The sequence below is a fragment of the Algoriphagus sp. SE2 genome (assembly GCF_039563885.1).
Classification (GTDB): domain Bacteria; phylum Bacteroidota; class Bacteroidia; order Cytophagales; family Cyclobacteriaceae; genus Algoriphagus.
On sequence record NZ_JBCLWJ010000002.1, the window covers coordinates 322,930 to 346,751 of the forward strand.

16 protein-coding genes and 1 tRNA gene are annotated in these 23,822 nt (G+C 35.1%); 13 read left to right on the forward strand and 4 right to left on the reverse strand.

Annotated elements, in window-relative coordinates; genetic code table 11:
* The first annotated feature begins 6 nt into the window (after nucleotides 1-6).
* The 9 genes from AAGF08_RS03475 (at nucleotide 7) to AAGF08_RS03515 (ending at nucleotide 9,610) form a co-directional block, all read left to right on the forward strand.
* The gene (locus tag AAGF08_RS03475; protein ID WP_343509623.1) at nucleotides 7-1,002 is read left to right on the forward strand and encodes a MoxR family ATPase; all 996 of its coding nucleotides are present in this window, start codon (nucleotides 7-9) and stop codon (nucleotides 1,000-1,002) included.
* Nucleotides 992-1,861 carry a DUF58 domain-containing protein gene (locus tag AAGF08_RS03480; RefSeq protein WP_343509624.1) on the forward strand — a complete coding sequence of 290 codons (870 nt, stop codon included), beginning with the start codon at nucleotides 992-994 and terminating at the stop codon, nucleotides 1,859-1,861. Before AAGF08_RS03475 ends, AAGF08_RS03480 begins: the two co-directional genes overlap by 11 nt.
* Nucleotides 1,861-3,024 carry a BatA domain-containing protein gene (locus tag AAGF08_RS03485; RefSeq protein WP_343509626.1) on the forward strand — a complete coding sequence of 388 codons (1,164 nt, stop codon included), beginning with the start codon at nucleotides 1,861-1,863 and terminating at the stop codon, nucleotides 3,022-3,024. The genes AAGF08_RS03480 and AAGF08_RS03485 overlap by 1 nt, the downstream gene beginning before the upstream one ends.
* Nucleotides 3,021-5,207 carry a hypothetical protein gene (locus AAGF08_RS03490; RefSeq protein ID WP_343509627.1) on the forward strand — a complete coding sequence of 729 codons (2,187 nt, stop codon included), beginning with the start codon at nucleotides 3,021-3,023 and terminating at the stop codon, nucleotides 5,205-5,207. The genes AAGF08_RS03485 and AAGF08_RS03490 overlap by 4 nt, the downstream gene beginning before the upstream one ends.
* A complete protein-coding gene (locus tag AAGF08_RS03495) occupies nucleotides 5,204-6,829 on the forward strand; it encodes a hypothetical protein (protein WP_343509628.1) in 1,626 nt (541 codons plus the stop codon). The genes AAGF08_RS03490 and AAGF08_RS03495 overlap by 4 nt, the downstream gene beginning before the upstream one ends.
* Nucleotides 6,830-6,888: 59 nt before the next feature.
* Nucleotides 6,889-7,155 (forward strand): hypothetical protein, encoded by a 267-nt coding sequence (locus AAGF08_RS03500; RefSeq protein ID WP_343509629.1) that lies wholly within the window; start codon nucleotides 6,889-6,891, stop codon nucleotides 7,153-7,155.
* A 1-nt stretch (nucleotide 7,156) separates the two neighbouring features.
* Nucleotides 7,157-7,705: an RNA polymerase sigma factor gene (locus AAGF08_RS03505; RefSeq protein WP_343509630.1), complete on the forward strand. Its 549-nt coding sequence runs from the start codon at nucleotides 7,157-7,159 to the stop codon at nucleotides 7,703-7,705.
* Nucleotides 7,692-9,086, forward strand: a complete 1,395-nt coding sequence (locus AAGF08_RS03510) for a hypothetical protein (RefSeq protein WP_343509631.1) — start codon at nucleotides 7,692-7,694, stop codon at nucleotides 9,084-9,086. Before AAGF08_RS03505 ends, AAGF08_RS03510 begins: the two co-directional genes overlap by 14 nt.
* 146 nt (nucleotides 9,087-9,232) lie before the next feature.
* On the forward strand, nucleotides 9,233-9,610 hold the full coding sequence (locus AAGF08_RS03515) for a VOC family protein (protein ID WP_343509632.1): 378 nt from the start codon (nucleotides 9,233-9,235) through the stop codon (nucleotides 9,608-9,610).
* 59 nt (nucleotides 9,611-9,669) lie between these two features.
* On the opposite strand, the gene AAGF08_RS03520 is transcribed toward AAGF08_RS03515, so the two are convergent.
* Nucleotides 9,670-10,398, reverse strand: a complete 729-nt coding sequence (locus AAGF08_RS03520) for a DUF4397 domain-containing protein (RefSeq protein ID WP_343509633.1) — start codon at nucleotides 10,396-10,398, stop codon at nucleotides 9,670-9,672.
* 218 nt (nucleotides 10,399-10,616) lie between these two features.
* Between AAGF08_RS03520 and AAGF08_RS03525 the strand changes: the two genes are divergently transcribed.
* From AAGF08_RS03525 to AAGF08_RS03535, 3 genes are all read left to right on the forward strand, one after another.
* On the forward strand, nucleotides 10,617-12,260 hold the full coding sequence (locus AAGF08_RS03525; protein WP_343509634.1) for a sulfatase: 1,644 nt from the start codon (nucleotides 10,617-10,619) through the stop codon (nucleotides 12,258-12,260).
* A gap of 137 nt (nucleotides 12,261-12,397) precedes the next feature.
* On the forward strand, nucleotides 12,398-13,786 hold the full coding sequence (locus tag AAGF08_RS03530; RefSeq protein ID WP_343509635.1) for an MATE family efflux transporter: 1,389 nt from the start codon (nucleotides 12,398-12,400) through the stop codon (nucleotides 13,784-13,786).
* 251 nt (nucleotides 13,787-14,037) lie between these two features.
* Nucleotides 14,038-19,389 carry a CHAT domain-containing protein gene (locus AAGF08_RS03535; RefSeq protein WP_343509636.1) on the forward strand — a complete coding sequence of 1,784 codons (5,352 nt, stop codon included), beginning with the start codon at nucleotides 14,038-14,040 and terminating at the stop codon, nucleotides 19,387-19,389.
* A gap of 68 nt (nucleotides 19,390-19,457) precedes the next feature.
* On the opposite strand, the gene AAGF08_RS03540 is transcribed toward AAGF08_RS03535, so the two are convergent.
* Nucleotides 19,458-19,546 (reverse strand) — tRNA-Ser (locus tag AAGF08_RS03540).
* An 850-nt stretch (nucleotides 19,547-20,396) separates the two neighbouring features.
* Here AAGF08_RS03540 and AAGF08_RS03545 point away from each other — a divergent pair.
* Entirely contained in the window at nucleotides 20,397-21,014 is a 618-nt protein-coding gene (locus AAGF08_RS03545; protein WP_343509637.1) for a hypothetical protein, read from the forward strand.
* On the opposite strand, the gene AAGF08_RS03550 is transcribed toward AAGF08_RS03545, so the two are convergent.
* Together AAGF08_RS03550 and AAGF08_RS03555 are read right to left on the reverse strand one after the other, a co-directional pair.
* Nucleotides 21,011-22,537, reverse strand: coding sequence for a hypothetical protein (locus AAGF08_RS03550; protein WP_343509638.1), 1,527 nt, complete (start codon nucleotides 22,535-22,537; stop codon nucleotides 21,011-21,013). The genes AAGF08_RS03545 and AAGF08_RS03550 overlap by 4 nt on opposite strands.
* 57 nt (nucleotides 22,538-22,594) lie before the next feature.
* Complete coding sequence (locus AAGF08_RS03555) at nucleotides 22,595-23,803, reverse strand: S-adenosylmethionine:tRNA ribosyltransferase-isomerase (protein ID WP_343509639.1); 1,209 nt, start codon at nucleotides 23,801-23,803, stop codon at nucleotides 22,595-22,597.
* Nucleotides 23,804-23,822 lie beyond the last annotated feature (19 nt).

Sequence of the window (23,822 nt, forward strand, 5' to 3'; positions counted from 1 at the left end):
AACGTATTGGAAAATAAAGAATTAGCAGAGTATAAAGACTTAGTAGCAAAAATCCCTCTGCTTAAAAAAGAAATTGCAAAAGTAATTGTAGGTCAGGAAGAGGTCTTAGACGAGATCATCATAACCTTACTTGCTGGAGGTCATTGCCTTTTGGAGGGTGTTCCGGGTCTTGCAAAAACTTTAATGGTAAAAACCATTTCCGAAGTCATGGAACTTCAATTCAAAAGAATCCAGTTTACTCCTGATTTAATGCCAGGAGATATTTTGGGGACTGAAATTCTTGAGGAAGACCATGAAACAGGTAAGAAGTTTTTCCAATTTAATAGGGGACCAATTTTCGCCAATATGGTTTTGGCAGATGAAATCAACCGTACTCCTCCAAAGACGCAAGCTGCCTTACTGGAAGCTATGCAAGAAAAAATGGTTACCTATGGTGGCCAAATCCATCCACTACCAGATCCTTTTTTGATTATTGCTACTCAAAACCCAATCGAACAATCAGGGACTTACCCTTTGCCTGAAGCACAATTAGATCGGTTTTTACTTTATATAAAACTTGCCTATCCATCCGAGAGAGAGGAATTGGAGGTGCTTGAAAAGACGACTGGAACTTATGCAGGAAAACCAGAAAAGGTCTTATCCGGACTGGAAGTGAAAAAACTTCAAAAGATTACTCGTCAAGTTCATATAGACTCCAAATTATTAGATCACATAAACAAGTTAATTCGTTCCACCAGACCTGATATCACTCAGGTGGAGGCAGTAAGAGAATATGTAGAATGGGGAGCCGGAACCAGAGCTGGACAGGCTTTGATTTTATGTTCAAAAGCTAGAGCTATTATAAAAGGAAGGTTTGCCGTAACTCCTGAAGATATTCGGACTTTAGCCTTTCCGGTTTTAAGACATCGATTATCTCTTCATTTTAGGGCTGAAGCCGAAAATGTGGAGGCTGATTCAGTGATAACCAAAATTGTAGATTCTCTCCCTCTTCATGCAAGCTAGCAATCTGGAAATAGTCAAACTCAACAATCTAAAGCTTTCTGCTAAAATAATCAGTGAGCAACTTAAGCAAGGAATCCATCTTGGAAAACGGGTTGGCACTGGAAGTGAGTTTGAGCAATACAGATATTATGAACCAGGAGATGACCCAAAAAGAATTGACTGGAAGTATTTTTCCAGGTCTGGCAAGTATATGATAAAAGAATCCCAAGCAGAAAGTCACTTAAATATCACTTTAATGCTGGATTTGTCAGGGTCTATGAATTATGAGGAAAATGGAATTAAAAGAATTGATTATGCTAAAAACCTTCTAGCGACCTTAGCATATTTAGCCCACCTTCAAGGGGATTCTTTGACATTTTTCACTTTTCATGATGGGAAACTCACGAAAAAAGTAGCACCATCTCCAAAAAGTTTTCAACGTATTTTATATTATCTCGAAGCTGAAGAAGCTTCTGGTTCTTGGCCCGTTTCCAAACATTCGTTTCCAGCTTTAAAGAGTAGGCAAAAGGAATTGATTATTCTTGTTTCTGATTTTTTGCAAAAGGATAATGAATGGATAGAAATAGTCGAAGAGATGAGACATCCACAGAAGGAAATTGTCTTATTTCAACTTTTGGGTAGGCAAGAAGTGGAATTTGATATGAAAGGAAGTTTTATTTTCAAAGACCTGGAAAGTGATAAGGAGATTACTTTGGATGGCGCTACCGCAAAAAAAGAGTACATCGAATCAATTAGAACCTATCTAAAATCTTTGAAAGAGGCTTTTCATCAGCCTACTATTCATTTAATGCAGGAGACGATTGACGAACCTATCGCCTCGGTAGTTTCCAAGTTTCTTTCCAAAAGATCATTTGTCTAATGGAATTTCTCCAACCGATATTGCTTTGGGGACTTTTAGGATTATCTATTCCTATTGCCATCCATTTATGGAATGGAAAAAAAGGAAATAAAGTCTCTTGGGCAGCTATGGCTTGGTTATCTGAGCAAGAAAATCAGTCCTCAAAATCCATTCGGTTAGATCAATTATTCGTTTTGATTTTGAGAATGTTGATGATCATTTTACTCGTTTTTTTGCTTTCAAAACTGATTTTAAATTCTTGGACTTTAGAAGAAGAGTTGAAAATAATACACTTGGTTGCATCAGATAAACAGGTTTATGAAGAGTATAGATTTGAGTTGGAACAGGCAATTGAAAGGGGAGAGGATGTATTTTGGTTAGAACCTGATTTGACAGATATATCAAATGAAATAAACCCTAGAGAGCATTCTTCACAACAAATTCAAAAGACATTAAACAAATTACCCTCAACTATTTCAGAATTGAATTTATACTTTCCAAATTCTGAAAATTACTTGGGAGATAATTTATTCATCAGTCCAATCAAACCAAAAATTCACCTAGCAAAAACAGCGTTCAAAAAAGCTAATAACTCTGTCATAGCAATTGACTCTTCCCGCGTTCTTGAAATGAATGAATTTGGAATTCTAGCAGTTTCATCGTTTGAATCTAGCAAACAAGCTACTGCTGTGTTAAAAAATCTAGGGTATTATTTTGGAGAAATAGAAGACGAGACGAAATTAATTGTTCAAGCAGCATTAAATTCGATTTCAACTGTTATGAAAATCAAGTTTGATGAAGTGCAAGAAATGGAACAGGCAAAGTTAATTTTCGACCGAAACTTTCCTGAGAAAATTGACGGTGATAAACTTTACTTTCTATTCAATAAATCTGGATTTCCACATCATCAAAACGTTCTCTTTTTACCCGAGACACTAAGCTTTGAAAGCACTGAAATGGTACAAGAAGGTGAATTCCCTGAGTATCTTTTGAGAGAATTGGTAAACTTTTCAGGCCTCAAAAATCTTGATACAGAAGTAACTCAAAAACAAATCGAGTCTCGGTTTATGATCAAAGAAGAGGATAAACAAAATAAAAAATCAGGATTGGAGATTCTCCTGAGTGGATTGTTCATTCTTACTTTTGGAATGGAACGCTATTTCTCAAATCAAAGAGGGATATGAGTAAGATAGAAAAACATATTTCCAATATTGAAATCCAAATTAGGATTAATACCATACTGAAGGCATTATTCATAGGCTTTGGTTCAGGTTTATTGTTTTTCACTTTTCAGGATTCTTGGCTAGTCACCATTTTCGTGTTTTTGATTTCTTTTTTGATCGGAGCTTATTTTCTTGGATTGTTCAAGAATCAAAAAAATACTGCGATTCAAATCCTCCATAAAAGATTTCCTTCTATGGAATTCAGCCTTGAGTTGTTGGAAAAGAAGGATAGAAATATTGCTGAATCTTTGCAATGGGAAAGAATTAATCTTCAAATTCCAAATGAAAAGCCTTCAATTTATCATGAGAATCTAAAAGTGTTTCTTGTGTTTTTTCTGCTTTCTTTAGCTGTTTTTGGATTGGGGTTTATTAACTGGTCAATAGAGTCAAATGTAGAAACGCAAGTACTTGGTATAAGCAATGAATTAGCACCTGAGGAGGCTGTTCTTCCTATTGAGATTTCAAGCTTGAATGTTTTTATTAATCCCCCAGCCTATACAGAATTACCAAGGATAGAACAGCAAAATCTTGAGATTAAAACCATAAAAGGTTCCCGGATTCAATGGGAAGCAGGATTCACAAATTCTGAAAATCTTGAAGTGAAGCTAGTTAATTCCCAAGGGGATGAATTGGGGTTTAAAAAGGAAGGTCAGCAATATACTTTAATCGACGAAGCTTCAGGTTCTGGAATTTATGCCTTGAGAGGATATCAAGAGGAAGAAAAGGTTTTTGAGTCTTCCTATTTTACAATGGAAGTCTACGAAGACAAGAAGCCTGTTATTCAACCTACTGAAAAGGAAATTTATAAATTTCACTTTCAAAAGGATTCTCAAAAAATGGAAATTGAGGCGAAAGTTTCAGACGATTTTAAGGTGAAAGAGGTTTATCTGGTTGCCACTTTAGCTCGAGGTTCTGGTGAGAATGTCAAATTCCGTGAAAGTAGAATTGACTTAAATCAGCGCAATTTTCAATCATCCACCTTACGAACCCAATTGGATTTTGAAGCATTGGAATCCCGACAGGGTGACGAGTTGTACTATTATTGGGCAGCAATAGATAATAAATCACCGGAATCGAATTTTTCAAGATCTGACACCTACTTTATCAAATATGTAGATTCAACAGGAATAGGAGAGGAGGAATTGGCTGGAATGGCAATTACTGTATTGCCAGAATATTTCAGAAGTCAGCGGCAAATAATAATAGACACTGAAAAATTAATTGCTCAACGAGGTAAAATAAAGAAACAAACCTTCAATGAAACTTCCAATGAAATCGGATACGATCAGAAATTGCTCCGGTTAAGATATGGACAGTATTTAGGAGAAGAGTTTGAAAATTCTGCTGGAGGTGGTTCTATGGAAGAGGACGATGGAGATATTTTGGCAGGATATCGACATGCACATGATGAAGAAGGGGAACATGAGATAGCAGTCATATCGGGAGAGGCAAATGAATCGATTAGTGAGAATGTTACTGAGTCAGAATATAACAGTGAGGATGAATCGGGATTGGGAAATCTCCTGAGTGCCTTCATGCATGATCATGGGGCAGAGGATGAGAATACCTTTTATGAAGAATCTACCAAAAGTGCTTTAAAAATGGCCTTGCAACAGATGTGGGAGTCTGAGTTATATTTAAGACTTTATGAGCCTGAAAAAGCTTTGCCATTTGAAAAGAAGGCATTGGAATACTTAAAATCAGTTCAGCAGAAATCCAGAGTTTATGTGAAAAGAACAGGATTCGATCCTGCACCCATAAAAGAAGAGGAGAAAAGATTAAGTGGAGAATTGGAGGATATAAATCAACGAATTGATAAAGAACAAGCTGTAACAAGGAATAAGATAAAACCTCTTGCTTCACAAGTTTTGGGTATGTTGTCTAAAAATCAACTTTCCTCTGAAGATCAGCTGATAATTTCTGAATTGGGTAAATTATGGACTTCCAGAATGCAATATTCCGGAATGGATGAATGGTCAGTATTGTTAGCCCTTCAGCAACTCTCTTCTGGTGAAATCACTATGGAGAATAAGATTAAATTAGTTGAGTCGCTTTACCCGCTTTCAAATTCAGAAGAAAAACTGGCAGCATCATACTTTCAGCAAAAAGAATTGAAAGAGGCATTTTTGAAAAACATAAAATGATGCAGTTAAATCCTTCTATGCCCAATACTTGGGTGATCATTTTTATTGTTTTGATTCTGTTGATTTTAGGAGTCCAGTTTTACCAAATTTTTAATTCTAAAAACCCTGGGGAAAAGAAAGTAATCAAGGCAATTTTAAATTTACTCTTAGGTTTTAGTTTTATCTTATTCTTAATCCAGCCCAACTGGAATGTGAATTCAGGATCTGAACCTGTTCTGGTATACTCTAATGATGTTTTTCCCGATCAAATAAAGTTTCTAAAAGATAGTCTTGGTTTAAAGCGAGTTGAAAAAATTGAAGAATACAAAGGTAGAGGAAATCCAGTTTATTTGTTTGGTCAAAATTACTCTGAATTAGCATTAAATAAACTTACAGAAAAATCCATCATATGGATTGAAAATTCTTCCATAAATGAACTAGATAATCTCAAATGGAAAGGAGTATTGAGGACAGGAGAAGTTCAAAATATCCTTGGGGAATTGAACGTGGATAAGGCCTCAACACTAGAATTGAAATTTGAAAATCGGGTCCTACGGCTGGATTCTTTAACAATAGGGCAAAATCAATTTGAGTTTAATTTCCCTGTTAATATATCCGGAAGAAACGAATTGGGGCTTTATTTAAATGATTCATTATTAGAGGAGATTCGCTTTTTTTCCATCCCCTCAAAACCAAAAAGTTACAGTCTTAGAATTTCTTTTCCAGACCCTGAAGTAAGAGCTCTAACTCAATATTTACTAAAAAGGGGTGAAAAAGTTGAGGAGAAAATCCAGATTTCAAGATCCAGCGAAATTCGGTCTGATCTTATTGAATTAGATTCATTAAAGGTGCTGATCGGAGATTTGAACCAACTAAAAACTAAAAGTGTAAAAGAAGAACTAAGCCAAGGGGCTGCTTCTGTTTTATTAATTAATTCTCAAAACCCTGAAATTGAAATCAAAGAATTGAATGGCCTATTTGGTACAAATTTTCAACTGACAAGAAGTACCTCGGATGAATTTAGATTGTTGGAATCAGGAGTTGAAGCCCTACCATATGAGTTTGTTCCAAGTGCAGGTCAAAAATTGATGTTAGAGAATTCAATTGCCATAGAAAATCTTGGGAATTTAAAAGTTGGGATGAGCTTAATCAGTCAAACATTCCCGAAATACTTGAGCGGTGATACCATAACTTATGAACGGATTTGGGATGAAATTCTGGGTGAAATTTCTCCCAATGAATTGGAGAATTGGAAATATGATGCGCCTTTTTTTACAAATCAAGTCAATAAGGTCATTTATAACGGAATTAAAACAGAGTTAAAGTCAATAGTATTGGATAGTGATTCTATTTTTCTTCAACAAGACCTCATTAATCCACAAACAAAATTTGCGAATTTTTTAGCTCAAAATTCAGGCTGGAGGACTCTTGCAGACACTGTGGAAGTCTTTGTCTATGGGGAAAATGAATTGAAACCTATTCATTCCGAGCTAATTCTTTCTAACTTTTTAAAGAGTCAAAATATGAATCAATCTGATGCAGAAGTTGAAACGGAAAATATCGGTATTCAGGATTGGGTCTGGCTTTCGATATTTTTGCTTCTATTTGGATTATTGTGGTTGGAACCTAGAATAAATTATTGATTTTTTTAAGTTTTTTGTAGCACTAACTGGTGCAAACTCGTCATGGTTCAAAAACCATTATGAAAGCTCTTCTTAAACTTTCTTTAGTACTTTTCTTCTTTGGCCTAACAGGAGAGGAAGAGAACAGTACACGTACTATTGAGGAGAAGTGTCAGCTTGGGAATAATGAATTATTGGTATATGAAGATTCGGGGATGTATCATCTCATGAATTTTCATCGTATAGATTATTCAGATTTAGAAAAGACTGAATTATTCTCAGTCAGACAGAAAGTTAATTGGAAATTAAATCAGCCATTTGTCATTGGTAAAGTAATAACGTATTGAATTGAACTATACGGAAGAGGAGTTGATAGCCGGTTGCAAACGGCGTTCAGCAAAACATGAGGAAATCTTCTATAAAAAATACTATGGCTATGTCATGGGGATAAGTCTGTCCTATTCAAAGGAGAGGGATTTGGCTTTGGAAATTACAAATGATTCCTTTTTAAAATTTTTTGCTTCCATTAGAAAGGTTGAAAGTTTTCTTACTGTCAAAGCATGGCTCAGAAGAATAACTGTCAATACTGCAATAGATTACTATAGAAAAAACAAGAAATATCAGAATCATTCTGATCTGGCAATAGATTTACCAAATGAGGTGGAAATAAATGCGCTATCAAGTTTGGGCTTTGAAGATATTATCAAATTAATAAACCAATTACCTCAAGATCATAAGCTAGTATTTAATCTCTACGAAGTTGAAGGGTATAGTCACAAAGAAATTGCTGATAAAATGGGGATCACGGAAGGTTCTTCGCGGGTTTATCTCACTCGGGCGAAAGTAAAGCTCCGTCAATTGGTACAAATACATTTAAAAGAATATGAAGGAAGATAAGTCGGATAAATGGATCGCCTCTTCCCTGAAAAAATATTTGGAAGAGGGTCAAACTCCTTATGAAATAGGAGCTTGGGAAAACTTTCAGAAAATAAGGAAGGCAAGGAGGCGTAAGGTTATTACCTATTGGATTGGTGCTGTAGCAGCATCATTGTTATTACTATTTGGGATTTCTCAAGTTTTTCTTGAACAAAATGATCTTTTAAATGGGGACAGTGATGTTTTGGTTTTGGGGAATTCAGAAAAACTTGACAATCCTTTAAATTCCCTTGAAAATATTCAGGAAGATAGGGGGAGTGAAAATAAAAATATTGAAGTGATTGAGGGGGGTACTCCAACGAATCCAAGTGATGAACTGAATTCAAGAGAGCCTGTTCCAGGAACTCTTGAGAAAGAAACAAAATCTAAAAACTTTGCTTTTTCAAAAGAGCAAAATGCAGTAGAGTCAATTAGTAAAGAAAACAATTCCATTGCAATGGAGTCTGACTCCAAAAGCCAAGAGAAGGAGAAGAGTGATAATCTATCCAATGAGAAATCCTTGGCAGCAATAAATCCTGAAAAGGAAAAAGTGAACACGGAAAATTCTACTAATTCTTCAGAGCAAAACGTCAATAAAGAAAGCTTCAATAGCTCGCTAATTAATCCTGAGGAATCAATTGGGAAAACCAACCTGATAGCTGATAAAGAGGATGTGATGACTAAAGAAGAAGACTTTCCGGAAATACCTAAAGAGCATACTAAAGTTTACCTTGGAATGGGACTTACACCAGGATTTGGTTCATTTCAGGAAAACAATACTACCACTACTGCTTCAAGTTTCGGAGTCGGGATGTCATTAAATGTTGATCTTCCTGGAAAATTGACATTAGGATCTGGATTTGGAGTTAACTATCTGAACCAGCAAAATGAATCTCAAATGCCAATAACCATTGCTGGATACCGGACTTCTCAAGTGGAAACGCAAGATATTCAGCAGGTTCAATTGGAACTTCCACTTTATTTAAGATACCCCATTACCAGAAATAATTCTATATCCATTCAGGCAGGTTTTTCAAATCTATATGCAATTAACCGAAATGCAGAACAAGTTACGACAGTGAATGAACAAGTTGCAGTTAATAATTCCTCCGATAATAGTTCCTTTGCATTGGCAAGTAATTCGATTTCGCAAACACAGGTTTTGACCAATGATGATTCAAGATTTTATCCTTTTGCAACTTTAAATTTCGGTTTAAATTTCCGGGTTTTAGAATCTAAAAAGGTGAATTATATGATCATGCCTTTTTATAACCATCAGCTTAGGACTATTTCAGGTTTTGGAGATAATTTCGGCATGTTTGGAGCGAGCTTAAAATTTAATTTTGGTGGAGTAGAAAAGTAATTAAAGAGTAAAATAGTAGAAGCTATCAAAAGGGTTTGAGGAATTTTACATCTTCAAATCCTTTTTTTTATTTTATTTTTTAGAAATTAAGCGATACCAATAGACCCGGATTCCTTTTAAGTTTAACATTTTAATTAGTTCAATTTATGTTTACCAATACGAAGGCTTTCGGGGGTTTCTCTGTAGATGATCTGCACGATGCTAAAATTTTTTATCGTGAGATTTTAGGAATAGAAGTAGAGAAATTATCAATGGGGATACTATGCCTTAAATTTCCTGATGAAAATCAAATTATGATTTACCCAAAAATAAATCATAAACCGGCTTCTTTTACGGTTTTAAATTTCCCAGTGAAAAATGTCGAGGAGGCAGTTGATAAATTAATTGAAAAGGGAGTTGTTTTTGAGCAATATCAAGATCCTATTAAAACAGATGAAAAAGGGATTTGTAGAAATTCAGGCCCATTGATCGCATGGTTTAAGGACCCAGCAGGTAATATTCTTTCTATTCTTGAAGACGTTTAAATTGAACCAAAAAAAAATCCCAAAGTAGAACTTCGGGATTTTCTCGATTCATCTAGGATTTAATAGTTGGTATAATTAGTAATAAGCTGCAGATCTAATTTCTTGTTTGTGTCTGCAGTAGATTCCAAACCTCTCAAAATAAGCGAATAGATGTGATTGCCATTTAGTTCGATATCATTAGCGGTCACTAAAACTTCACCACTATTTTTTGATTTTATGGTGAAATCGTAGGTGCCTATTGAAATTCCTTCAAAATCACTTGCCGAACCGAATTCCAAATCATCTGTGAAAGTTGACATTTGACCCGAGACCTCCAGTGAAACGTTTCCAGCGTCTGGAGACAAATTCACTAAACGTATTTGAGCTTCTTCCGCAATTGGATTCTCCCACTCATCTTGGATCATTACCGCATCAATCTGATCGACATTATCTAAAACAAAAATTGAATAAACACTGTCAGCTTTGACTATGAAATTCTTTTCTAAAAGTACACTTGAAGAATATGCAGAAGTGAACCTAAAAGTTCTCTCTCCTATGTAAAATGGCCCATAACTTATCCCTTCTGTATATTTGATAGGGAAGTTGTTAATCTTGTTTTGGTTTGCATAAATGTCCATTTCCGGAGCATTGGGAGACCCCTGGTAGACTAATACATAGCCTGCTGGTGGTAATGGCATGGTGTTTTCATTATCAAGGCAACTAGTTAAAAAGACTGTAGCGCCGATGAATAAAAGGGTGATTAAATTTTTCAGATTTCTTAAAGACCAGTTTTTCACTCTGTAAATCATAGTATTTGGTAAATTATTTTTTCACAACTGTGACGGACCCAAAAAGTAAAACGCTTCAACAAGCATAAAATTTTCTCTAAATTTTAAAGATTGGTTCCAATCTGGAATTCTCCAGTTTATAATGGAAATGATTTTGCCGATTTTTATAGTAGCTTGGATTAAATACTTATGGTGGGTAATTTAAAAGAGTTCACGGTAAGTGTCATTTATTTAGTCAAATGAGGAAAATAACTTCTAATTCGTTCCCGTTCTTGTTGCTTTTTTTCATCTATTCTTGTGTTCAGAAACAGGAGGAAGTCCAACGGCCCAACATTCTTTTTGCTATTATGGATGATGTCACCTACCTCCATATGGGAGCATATGGATGTGATTGGATTAAGACTCCGAATTTTGATCGAGTTGCTGCTCAAGGAATTCTATTCCAAAATGCATATACGCCAAATGCCAAATGTGGACCTTCGAGATCAAATATTTTGACAGGCAGAAATTCCTGGCAACTTGAGGAGGCAGTTAATCACTGGGCCTATTTTCCTACTAAATTCAAATCCGTGGCAGAATCACTGTCTGAAAACGGGTATCACGTTGGCTATACAGGTAAGGGTTGGGCTCCTGGAGTAGCTGTAAATGAAGATGGAAGTCCCAGAAATTTACTGGTTAATAACTACAGTGAAATAAAACTTACGCCTCCTACATCACAAATCAGCAATGTGGATTATGCTTCTAATTTTGAGGTTTTCTTAAAAGATAGAAAAGATGGAGAACCCTTCTTTTTTTGGTATGGAGGATTGGAACCTCATCGTGCTTATGAATATGGATCAGGAATTTCCAAAGGAGGAAAGAAAATTAGTGATATAAATGAAGATGATATTTTTGACTTTTGGCCAAAGGGTGATTCTGTAAGAACAGATCTTTTAGATTATGCTTTCGAAATAGAATATTTTGATACACAATTGGGGAAAATGTTGGATCAGTTAGAAGCTTCAGGTGAAATAGATAACACGTTGATTATCGTAACATCTGATAACGGAATGCCATTCCCTAGGATAAAAGGGCAGGAATATGAATATTCAAATCATCTTCCTCTTGCAGTCATGTGGCCTAAAGCCATCAAATCCATCGGTAGAAAAATTGAGGATTTAGTAAGCTTTATCGACTTTGCACCAACGTTTTTAGAAATAGCTGGAATTTCCCAGGAATCCTCAGGCATGGCAGAAATAACAGGTAAAAGTCTTACTAGGTATTTGTTTTCTGATCAAGAAGGGCTAATTTCTAAAGAGGGTAGTAGTGTTTTAATTGGAAAAGAAAGACATGATATTGGACGTCCTGATGATGTAGGATATCCTATTCGAGGGATGATTAAAGATGGATTGTTGTATCTAAGAAATTTTAAGACTGAAAGATGGCCTGCAGGAAACCCTGAGACTGGCTACCTCAACACAGATGGAGGAGCCACAAAAACAGTTGTCTTAAATAGTATTTACAACCCTGAAACTTTCAAATATTGGTACTGGTCTTTTGGGAAAAGAGAGGAAGAAGAACTTTATGATATTAAAAATGATCCAGATTGTATGAGGAATTTGGCTCAGGAAATTGAATATCAAGACAAAGTTGGCGAGATGAGAGTTGAGTTAATTTCTAAGCTTACCTCACAAGGAGATCCAAGGATGTTAGGAAAAGGGGATCTTCTAGAAAGTTATCCATACGCAGATAAAAGTGGGATTGATTTTTATAACCGCTATTTAAAAGGGGAGGAAGTGAGATTTGGATGGGTTAATAAATCTGATTTTCAGGATCTCTCTAAAATTGAAACCTATCTGCAAATGAAAAATCAAAGTGGAGATATTCAAATTGAAAAAAGGTAGGGTTTGAATTGAAGTATGATTTCAATTGAAAAATTTAGAAATAGAATAGTTTTTCTTTTGAAATTGGAGAAGATTGGAATTCTTTTTCTACTTAAATGATTCCTAATTGATAACTACGAAAAAGCTCTCCTTTTTATATGCAGAAAAACCAAATTTTACTGGAAGGTAAAATTCTTAATTCTTTGACTTCTCTGGCCTGGCCTATAATCATGGCTAATATCTTGCAGACAGCTTACCAATTGATTGATACCTTTTGGCTGGGAAGATTAGGGGCTAATGCAGTCGCAGCTGTAAGTATCAGTTTTCCGATTTTATTTTTCATCTTATCTCTGGGGGCAGGATTAACTCTCGCAGGAACTGTTTTTGTTTCTCAATATAAGGGAGCAGGAGATCAAAAAATGATCAATTTTTCTGCCTCCCAAACATTTATTGTCGTTTTTTTAGTATCTATTTTATTAGCGATTATCGGTTTTTTGGGAGCAAATCCTTTAATGAATCTAATTGGAGCAGGGCCTGAAATTCTAACTGATTCGGTAACCTATTTTCAAGTTTCTTCTTGGGGCTTTGTATTCTTATTCATGTTTTTCTTGTTTCAGTCCTTAATGCGAGGAATAGGAGATGTGATGCTTCCAATGTACATCGTGCTTGGGACAGTATTTCTTAATCTTGTGTTAGACCCACTTTTTATTTTTGGATATGGATCCATTCCCGGATATGGTGTAGCAGGTGCTGCAATTGCCAGTGTTATTACTCAGGGACTTTCTGCTGTTGTTGGGATTACCATTTTGTTTGTAGGAAAAAGAGGAATTCAAATAAGTTTACCTGAAATGATACCTCAATGGGGGTGGGTTAAACGCCTGTTTTCGTTGGGAATACCTTCGAGTTTGGAGCAATCTTCCCGTGCGGCTGCCATGACTCTCATGGTGATGTTGGTGACAAGTTTTGGAAGTGAAGTAGTAGCTGCTTATGGAATCGGAGCACGAATTTTAAGTTTGGTTATTGTTCCTGCATTGGGTTTTGCGATAGCTACTACGACTCTAGTGGGGCAAAATATAGGAGCAGCAAAGATAAAAAGAGCTGAGAAAATCGGTGATTTGAGTAGTAAAATCGCATTCTTTGGTTTAAGTGCGATTGGACTTGTTTTATTTGCCTTTGCTGAAACCCTTACCCGGTTTTTCGTTCCAAATGACCCTCAAGTAATCCAAGATGGTGCAAAGTTTATTCGTATCATGGCCCCCAGTTTCGGCTTATTGGGAGTCCAGCAGGTTTTAAATGGACTATTCAACGGTGCAAGGTTTACGAAAGCTTCTATGCTGATCTCTGTTTTTAGCATGTGGGTGATTCGGTTTCCTGTAGCTTTTATACTTTCATCTAATACGGAATTAGGTTTTGAAGGGATTTGGTGGGCATTTCCAATATCCAATTTTGTAGCGGCAACTGTTGCATTTATTTATTATAAAACTGGTCATTGGAAACTTAGAACCATTCGGAATCGGAAGATTTGGTTTGAACAAGGATTAGGCTAAAGGAATAGTTATATTATTTCTGAATGTTTTCGAGTTGATAGTTTTCAGATTATTTTGAGTTCATGATTTTTTTCCAAACAATTAATTATAATTTGTAGGTAGTTTTTGGATTGAATTTTAATCAATCGGTTTTTGACCAAATGGATGATTTTTTCTCATCCCTTTCGAATATCTGGCATAAACCCAGTTTTACTGCATAAACAGAATCTTTAAAAAGAAAGGTTTTAGAATTTAAAAGACTAATTTTTATCATGGCTAATTTAAAAATCAAACTAAAAGGGAACGATCATTTACCATACTTAAAAGGAGAAGATAGTGGTTTTGAATTATATGGATTGGATCAGGCCTTTACTGTTTTTAGTCCAACTCGAGGAGATGTGGAAGAACAAACCATCGATTTAGGCGAGGATAAGATTATTGAGTTTGAATTTGATGATGATAGTATTTGGATAGGTGATAAGGAAAACCTAAATGAGATTTTTCCAGAAGATTTTAAGAGATCAGGGGAAGAAGAAGAACTTCTCTTACCAAATGAAATTAGTTCGGATGAATTAGAGAGAGGAATATTAAAAAAGGTCGGAATAAAATTGATAAAGATTTTTGTCAAGAAAAAGGTAATCCGGCCAAAAATGAGAGAAATGGCTTTTAAGCTTGAAAATAAGCAGCTTGCATTTCTTGGGAATGATTTTGAAGCAGTAAAATTTGGAATTCTTTGTCGTTGTTTACCGGATTTTGAATTGGAGGAAGCGAAAGATCTGGATGCCTCAAAGAGACACCTATTATTTTTGCACGGTACGGGATCTTCTACAAAAAGTTCATTTGGGGAATTTAAAGATTCAGACGAATGGAATTCTTTGCTTAATGGCTATGGATCCACTCAAATTTTAGCTTTTCAACATAGAACTTTAACAACGAGTCCCCTAGAAAATGTTCTGGAGTTGGTGAGTCAACTCCCCAATGGGATTGAATTAGATGTTATAAGTCATTCTAGAGGTGGATTGGTGGCAGATGTGTTTGCAAGATTTTGCTCCAAAACGAAAGGTTCTGATCCTCAGGAAAAAAGAATATTGTTTGACCCTGCTGAGAAAGGAGTTTTACTCGATAATGAGCGAGATAGAGATTTAGAGGTTATAGAAAAATTGGAGGATTTGATGGAATCCAAAAATATCAAGATCCGAACTATGGTACGGGTCGCATGTCCAGCCAATGGAACAACTCTGGCCTCAAAACGACTTAATATTTATTTAAATGTCACTTTCAATTTAGTAGGATTAGCTACTGGTCAGGCCGGAAACCCAATTTATGTGGCCTTCAAAGAAACCATCATGGAGGCAGTGGCATGCAAAGATGATGTGGACGTTTTGCCCGGATTGGAAGCAATGAATCCCAAATCTCCATTTATCAAAGCTTTGAATTATCAAGGATCTGAAATTGAAATAGAATCTTCCTTGTTTGTGGTTGGGGGAAGCAGTGAATTAAGCTTAAAATTTAAGAGTTTAGTGGTTTTGGTTGGGAAGTTTTTCTTTCTCGACAAAAATGACCTCGTTGTTGATACCGAGAGTATGAAATGGGGTGCTATAAGAAAGCCAGGCAATGTTTCAATATTGATTGAAAAAAGTGGGCAAATAGACCATTTTAAATATTTTTCTACCCCAAGAACTTCAAAAGCAATCATTGATGCTTTGGAATCGGAGTTGGGACAAGTACCAGAAGGATTTATCACCCAAGTTAAAACAAGCAGCGCTGAAAGAGGAGTTCTAGGTCTAGAGGGAGGAAAATATAAACGCGATAAAGTTTCGGGAGACCGTCCGATTGTTATCATTCTTCCAGGTATAATGGGCTCTAATCTTAGGGATGATAATATGCTTTGGATTAATTATTTCAGATTCTTGAAAGGTGATTTATCACAATTGAAATATCAGGGCGGTGGCTCAGAGCATGTTTCAGCTGATTCATTAATAGCAACTTCCTACGAAGATCTAGGAAAAAACTTGGAGAGATCTTATGATGTAGTAACTTTTCAATTTGACTGGAGACTTCCTTTAAAGCATAGTGCGGAATTATTAAATAAAAAGATAACAAGCCTTTTAGATAACAAGCAACCTATTAAAATAGTTGCTCACAGTATGGGAGGTGTTCTGGTCAGAGACTTTATACTTTACCACCCAGAGACTTGGAATGAATTAAATTCCTCTATCGGATTTCGAGCGGTATTTCTAGGCTCTCCATTAGGTGGGTCTTATAGAATTCCATATGTTTTATTTGGAAGGGATAGTATCATCCGACTTTTGGGGAAAATTGATATTAGACATTCTACCAAAGACTTATTGAATGTATTCTGCGATTTTCCAGGGATTTTGAATCTTCTTCCTATTGGGAAAAATAGCAGACATGACTTTTCTGATAGAAATTTGTGGGAGAAACTAAGAGCAGCTTCAGGTGATGAATCATGGCCAATTCCATCCAAGAAAGTATTGGAGGAATTTGGAGAACATCAAGAAGTTGTAATCCAAAAATCAGACAAAATTGACTTTAGAAATATTTGCTATATAGCTGGTCAGAGTAGTAAAAAGAATTTTACTGTTTCCAACCTTGATATTAAAGATGGGGAATTGGTTTTTTATGGGACCAATGCAGGGGATGAAAGTGTGACTTGGGAATCAGGGATCCCTGAAAGTATTAAGAAATCAGGTCAATATTATTATTGTAATGTAACCCATGGAGGTCTTTCAAAAGACAGTAAACTATTTGCCGCAATTGAGGACCTATTGATTTATGGGAGTACCACAAAATTGCAAAATAGTCTTCCTAGCGTCAGGGGTGATGAAAAAGACTTTGTAGCTACTGAAACTGAAGTCTTTGATATCAGTCAAGAGAATGTTCTGAACACTTTGATTGGTGTAGATAAAGGAGAAGAGAAATGGACGGTAGAGAAGCCCATACGTGTAAGTGTTAGCCATGGAGATTTGAAATATGCAAAATTCCCTGTGCTGGCTGGCCATTTTGAGTATGATTCTATCTTGACCACTGAGAAAGCTATTGATGATGAACTGAATGGAGAGTTGAGTAGATTACTCCGAATGGGGCTATATCCCGGTCCTATTGGAACTAATCAAATTGTTATGGCCGATAAAAACTTGAGAAGAGATTTTCAAGGAGCAATAATTGTTGGTTTAGGGGTTCCCGGTGAGCTTTCTGCTTATCAACTCATGATCTCAATTGAGAAGGGAGTTTCAAGATATTTAACGATAAGAAATCAGGCAGAATCTAGTTCCAACCAAGAAACCATAGGTATTTCTGTTATCGCAATTGCTAATTCTTACGGTGGCTTATCCACAGACAGCTCTATCCGGGCTGTATTTCTTGGAGTTCAACGTGCAAATAGAAATATTCGAGATTTCTACCAAGGTAAAATACAAGGTATTGAAGAGATAGAGATAATTGAGCTTTACAATGATAAGGCACTTTCTATTCTAAAGACAATACAGAAATTACAATCTACTGATAGAAGAGAATTTAATATTGTATTTGGCGGGAAAGGTCTCATTTCGAAAATTGGAAGGAGATGGAGAATCCCCTATGATAACTCTTCTGACTGGTGGACAAGAATTACTGTTTGTGAAGAAATAAAAGATGGATCGGAAAAATTTAGAATGTCCGTTGCGACAAGTGGAGCAAGTGAAAAAGTTGAAGAAGTAGAGTCAAACAATAAGACATTAGCAATCTTGCTAAAGGATATGACCATGAAGAACCGCTATTCTCCCGAGATTGCAAAAACCATGTTTGAGCTGCTAATCCCCCTAAGCTTTAAAGAGGAATTAAAACGTCAAAATAATATTTCTTGGGTTTTGGATATTGCCTCAGCAGAATATCCTTGGGAGATGATTCAAGAGGATATTAATTCAGTACCCTTATGTATTCACTCCGGAATGGTACGTCAACTTGCCACAGGAAACTTCAGGGATAAGACTTCAAGGGTAAATGAGAATACTGCTCTTATAGTAGGCGACCCTCAGCTTGATAATTTCTTTTCACAGCTTCCTGGAGCAAGAAAAGAGGCTGAATTAGTTGCGAGTATTTTAAAAGAAGAGGGCTTTATAACCCAGAGTTTAATAAATAGTACTGCCTCTGAAATTTTCTTAAAACTCTTTTCAAGAAACCATAAAATCATCCACCTCGCAGGACATGGAGTATTTAATTATGGGCCAAAAAAATCTACTGGAATGATCATAGGAAATGATTCTTTTTTAACACCAGGTCAGATAGCTGGAATGAGTGAAACGGCGGAATTGGTATTTGTTAATTGTTGCTATTTGGGTCAGATGGATAAAGATGCAGAACTGAACAGTCAGCAAAAAAATAAATTTGCGGCAAATATTGGAACTCAATTGATTAACAATGGTGCCAGATCTGTAATCGTGGCCGGATGGGCAGTAGATGATACTGCTGCACTGGAATTTGCCAGAAATTTTTATAAAAACATGTTTGCTGGAGATGGTTTTGGGGAAGCAGTTAAGAAATCCAGAAAGAAGATATATGAAGAATATGGAAGAAGAACCAATACCTGGGGAGCATTCCAATGTTATGGTGACCCTTTTTATAAATTGATCAATTACAAGCAGGGTAATTCCAATGATTCGGGGATTTTGGTGATTGAAGAAGTTGAGATAAAATTGAAGAATCTGAGTCAGCAAATGGAAGCGAATAATTATAATCCAGAATCTGTACTAAAACACATGATTCAATTGGAAGCTTCCCTTGAAAAGTTAGGAATTGAAAATGATAGAACCTTGGAATTAGCTGCCTCCATTTATAATGGACTAAATGAATATTCAAGGTCTTGTAATTGCTATAAAAAATTGATTGGAAGAGGTCAATCTAATTTTTCAATTAAATCCATAGAACAATACTGCAATGTCAGATCCAAACTAGCTGTCAAAAATTATTTAGAAGAAGAAGAAAATGGGCCTAATACGGTAGATGTGTTAGAAGAGGTTATTTCTGATCTTAAGGAATTAACTGATCTTAAGGCATTAATTCGATTAGGAGAAAATTCGGAAAGGCTAAGCTTACTGGGTAGCGCTTACAAACGAAAAATGTTTGTTCTTCTTAAAATGTCTTCGAAAGACTATCAAACCGCCCTTTCGGAAGCAATATCTTATTATGAAAAAGCTTCCAAAGCAAGTGAGTTAAGAAATCCGTATCCCTTGACCAATTGGCTTATTCTTTTGAAATTAAAACTATTAAGTGTAGGAAAAACAGGTGTTAGCGGCTTACCAATTAAGGCAAGAAAAGCGATAGTTGAACTTCTTGAAAAATATTCAAAAGACCCTACTAGTCTTAAGAATTATTGGACGATGACGAATAACACTACACTAAAATTAACTCAATTCTTGATAGGAGTTCCTAATGTAGAGATTTCTGAAGTTCAGAGTCTATATGAAATGCTTTGGAAAAAAGCTGGAAACAAAGGTCATAAAGTGGCGGAAATCGAAAATCTAGAGATAATTTGCTCTGTTCTATCAAAAATGGATTCTAAACATGCAGTGATGCTTGGTGATAGTATAACTGGTCTGATGAAAAATCTTAAAGTTAAGATGTAATTAGAAAGTTAATTTTCTTTAAAGTCTAATAAAAAAGCCCTGAAATTATTAATTCCAGGGCTTTTGAGCAGAGAGTGGGGGATTCGAACCCCCGGTACGGTTTGACCCGTACGACAGTTTAGCAAACTGCTGGTTTAAGCCACTCACCCAACTCTCTATTTTGGGTATTTCTAAGTAGAATTGAAACTCTTCTCAATTTTCCTGATCGGAGATTCTCTTTTCCTTTAGGCGTTGCAAATATAAATCAATTGCTAAGATTATTACAAGATAAATAGCTTTAGAAATCATTTCTGGACTATTATTTCTTTAAAATACTGGTAATCAAAAGAAATAATTTTTATGTTCACATTCTGTAATTTGAAAAAACAGTAATTTCAATGAATTTTTTTTGGGATATAATTTTTTAATAAGTAGATAACTTACTGCCTTTATGTTAATTCAAACGATAAATGGGGATTTTTTGATTGAAAGAAATCTTAAAAAAGCTGATTGTTTAACGATAAAAACTAACTCCAAAGAAGAGATGCAAAGATTTTTTGGTTCTTGCGAAATAATTAGCACTTCAGATTCTGAATTTCCTTTTCAAGTTTGTACTTGTAAGCAAGAATTTGCTAATGCCTTGATATTGATGGTAAAAGAGATAGAATATCAGGATTTCAAACATCTGAATAGTTTTAATTAAAATATTTTAAAAATTTCTCTAAATGTTTTTCAGCAATGAAAAGCATTTTTTAGTTATGAATCGACTTTTTAATGCTTTCAAAGAATAATTGTTCGAATAATTCGATTTTTAAGTATTAAATTTTAAAAATATGTCTTTTTTTAATTAAAAATTTTTTACAATATTTCGATATTAAGTTCTAAGAAGTTATCACCCAACACTTCTTATTTAGTGACTATATCTGAAAATGACCAACAATTCGGAAATCGAGATTGATTTCATTCAACTGATCTTGTCTTTTGTTACAGGATGATGGCGATCAGAATCAATTCATCTAATTAAGAAAATGAAAGAAACAACAACTATTTCAACTTCAAAACCCTTTAGTTTGACTCAGCTATCGGCATTGTCGGGAGCAGTTTGGTTGATCGACCAAAAAATGAAGGTTATACAGTTAAACTTAGAGGGAAGAATGCTATCCAAAGCTTGGCGAGGGAAATCTTTCTCAGAAGGGGATAGTTTTAAATTTAAAGTAGATTCCTCTAACTTTTCTATTTTAGTTGAGAAGGTGAAAAACTGTCTTCTAAAAAAAGAATCCGCTGATTTCGACTTTAGACATGATACTCCAGACGGAGATTATGGACTCTGGAAAGTTAATGTTAAGCAAGTAAATAGTTTGTACCCTGAGAATATCACGGCACTAGTTCAAATTATTGATATTTCTTCGATTGAAAAGAAAATGATCCAAATTCAAGAAGAAAATGAAAGGTTGAGAGAACTTGCCATTAGACCTTCTCATATATTAAGGTCGCCACTATCATCTATCTTGGGTTTATTAGAACTGATGGATGAGGATCAGTTGGATGAAGATAATCAGAAATACTTTTCTTATTTGAAACCACTGGCCAAGGAGCTTGATGATGTTATTAAATCCAATGCTAAAAAAATAAGTATTTTTGATTAAAATAGCCCTGTAAGGTTTAATTCTGATAATTTAGCAGGAATTTCTAATCCTGAAAAATTAATTTTTTCTCCTGAAATAAAGATTTCAGATTCATTTCTAAAAACAACTCCTTCGGTTTGGGAGAGAATTGAGGGACTTCCAAGGTTTATTTTTCGTTTAGTGCCACCAAAGAATTCATTTCCAGAATAACCAGATAATATCCAAACAAAGGATTTGGATGTTATTCCTTTGTTTTCATAGCCCAAAAGCACAATATCATTACCATCATTACTGATATCAGCGCCTGTGATCAGTCCTTCAGTATTAAATTCTTCAATGGGTAAAATTTCCTGGTAAGGCTTATCAATTTGAATGAGATAGTGTCTAGTATGATTATTACCCCAGTTTTTTGTGAAAACATGAAGTTGTTTATTAAAGTAGAAAAAACCCTCGCAATCAAAGTTGCTACCTTCAACAGAACCAGTAAAATCAATTTGGTCAGCGAAAGCAAATTCGATTTTTTCTGCCTCCACACTGTTTGAATTTAATAGTTCTGAAATGGGTATTTTTAGGATGTTTAAATCTTTTCTGCTACCTCTATTGTTTCCAAAATCTCCAATAAATAAATGAGTCTCACTTTGTGCCAAATCTTCCCAATCTGTGTTATTGGCATTTCCTATTATGACCTCCCTGATGAACTGACCGTTCAATGGATCGATTTCTTGTATTGAAGCACTATTATCTTCATCGTTAATGGAAAAAAGTCGGTTTTGAATAAAGGCGAGACCGGAACTTTCATTTAAAGAAACATCAAGTTCACTAGTAATGAATGGCATTAAATTTAGAGGTTTATTCTCAAGATCCAGAAGAATTGTTTCTTCAATTATCGTAAAATCAACTGGTTCAAATTTATAGTTTACAGATTCCTCTTTTTTAACTATATTTTTTTCAAGGTGTTGATATTCAGAAAATTGACTAATAATTCTAAATTTATTATTTGGATTATCTTCACTTATTTCAACTGAAGTCTTTATACCATCTTTACCATAAGCGTAAAACACATTTTCTTTTTCAGAAAAAATAAATGAAGGGTCTGAAATAAAAATTGGTTTTTGTGAAACTTGACTTTGGGCTATAGTTATCAGACCGTATTCTGTACCGGCGAGTAAAACATGTGTTTGTTTATCCTTACTTAATTTCAGAGAGCCACTTATTTTTATTGGTAAGAATTCAGAAATATCATCTGAAATTTGCTGGCCCGAATAGGTGTAATCCCCAAAAGGTAATTCAATACTATAGGGCTTTTCAAATTCATTTGGGTTAAGGCTTAATTGAAAAGATTGACCTTCCTCATTTATGAAATTTAGGTTCAGAGAATTACCGAATAGATGATCCCAGCTTTTATCTTTTTCATTTGAAGTGTTTCTTTCTATTAGTTGAATTCCTGTAATTGAAAGCTCAGTAAAACCTGATCTGGGTTTTTCATCTTCTTTACATGAAGAAAAAGTAAGAATCAAAAAGCTGAAAAATATAATTTTTCTCATTTTAAATTGACGAGTATAAGCGATTATTCTGCTCTTGATGATTCAAAATTTTAGCTCTTATATCCATAATAAACTGCTATCACCATAACTTAGAAAGCGATAATCATTTTGAAGTGCCTCAAGGTATACTTCTTTCCATTTCTCACCAAGAATAGATGCTATTAAAAGAATTAAAGTGGAGCCAGGCTGATGAAAATTAGTGATTAATCCTTTCACGACCTTGAATTCATAGCTGGGAAAAATGAAAATTTCAGTGGATCCAATCAAGCTAGTGATTCCTTTTTCTTCCATTTTATTGGCTATTGCCTTGAATGATGATTTGTATTCAGGTAATTCTCCAAAATTCCCATAAGGATATAATTTTGGCACGAGAAATTCTTCTCCATCATTTCTCAATAACATAACGCCATACCAATATAAGCTTTCTAAGGTCCTTATAGAGGTAGTTCCCACGGCCACAATTTCCCCGGTATGTTCAATCAAGTTTTTAATTGTTCCAATTTCTATGTGAATCTGCTCACTGTGCATTGGGTGTTCAGTAATCTTTTCTGATTTTATAGGTTGAAAAGTACCGGCACTTACGTGCAAAGTTACATGCTCTGTTTGAACGCCTTTCTCTTTTAGCTTTTCTAAGATTTCATCAGTAAAATGCAATCCTGCAGTTGGGGCAGCGACTGCTCCTTCTTTCTCAGAATATATGGTTTGATATCTGGATTTATCTTCTTCAGTAGGCTTTCTATTCAAATAGGGAGGCAGAGGTATCTCACCACAAGCTTCTATCAGATCAACGAAAGCTATTTCGGAATTGTCCCATGAGAATTCAACATGTTTTTTCTCTCTATCTAATAATTTTGCAGAAATGATTACTACTTGGTTCTGCAATTGAACTTTACCTTTTAATATTTCTCCATTCTTCCATTTTTTAGCATTTCCTATCATTGTTTCCCATATCACAGGAAACGTAGCAAGCATGATTTCAGGAATTACAGTAGTTGGTGATATAGGCTGTAAAAGGAAAATCTCAATTTTAGCCCCTGTTTCTTTTTGAAAAATCAATCTAGCAGGGATAACCTTTGTATTATTATAAACCAATAAACAATCAGAAGGTAAAAGCTTTGTAATATCTGAGAAACTGAAATGTTCAATCTGTTCGTTTTTATAATGAAGGAGTTTTGAAGAATCTCGTTTTTCAAGCGGGAATTTAGCAATTCTCTCTTCGGGTAATGTATATTCGTAAGCCTTTAAATCGATTTTTGGGATATTCATAACTCAATTCTGGTTGCGC

Excerpts from the sequence above, each read along its gene's own strand:
- AAGF08_RS03480 (WP_343509624.1), top strand. The coding sequence starts at position 992 with ATGCAAGCTAGCAATCTGGAAATAGTCAAACTCAACAATCTAAAGCTT.
- AAGF08_RS03485 (WP_343509626.1), top strand. The coding sequence starts at position 1,861 with ATGGAATTTCTCCAACCGATATTGCTTTGGGGACTTTTAGGATTATCT.
- AAGF08_RS03490 (WP_343509627.1), top strand. The coding sequence starts at position 3,021 with ATGAGTAAGATAGAAAAACATATTTCCAATATTGAAATCCAAATTAGG.
- AAGF08_RS03495 (WP_343509628.1), top strand. The coding sequence starts at position 5,204 with ATGATGCAGTTAAATCCTTCTATGCCCAATACTTGGGTGATCATTTTT.
- AAGF08_RS03500 (WP_343509629.1), top strand. The coding sequence starts at position 6,889 with ATGAAAGCTCTTCTTAAACTTTCTTTAGTACTTTTCTTCTTTGGCCTA.
- AAGF08_RS03510 (WP_343509631.1), top strand. The coding sequence starts at position 7,692 with ATGAAGGAAGATAAGTCGGATAAATGGATCGCCTCTTCCCTGAAAAAA.
- AAGF08_RS03515 (WP_343509632.1), top strand. The coding sequence starts at position 9,233 with ATGTTTACCAATACGAAGGCTTTCGGGGGTTTCTCTGTAGATGATCTG.
- AAGF08_RS03520 (WP_343509633.1), bottom strand. The coding sequence starts at position 10,398 with ATGATTTACAGAGTGAAAAACTGGTCTTTAAGAAATCTGAAAAATTTA.
- AAGF08_RS03525 (WP_343509634.1), top strand. The coding sequence starts at position 10,617 with ATGAGGAAAATAACTTCTAATTCGTTCCCGTTCTTGTTGCTTTTTTTC.
- AAGF08_RS03530 (WP_343509635.1), top strand. The coding sequence starts at position 12,398 with ATGCAGAAAAACCAAATTTTACTGGAAGGTAAAATTCTTAATTCTTTG.
- AAGF08_RS03535 (WP_343509636.1), top strand. The coding sequence starts at position 14,038 with ATGGCTAATTTAAAAATCAAACTAAAAGGGAACGATCATTTACCATAC.
- AAGF08_RS03545 (WP_343509637.1), top strand. The coding sequence starts at position 20,397 with ATGAAAGAAACAACAACTATTTCAACTTCAAAACCCTTTAGTTTGACT.
- AAGF08_RS03550 (WP_343509638.1), bottom strand. The coding sequence starts at position 22,537 with ATGAGAAAAATTATATTTTTCAGCTTTTTGATTCTTACTTTTTCTTCA.
- AAGF08_RS03555 (WP_343509639.1), bottom strand. The coding sequence starts at position 23,803 with ATGAATATCCCAAAAATCGATTTAAAGGCTTACGAATATACATTACCC.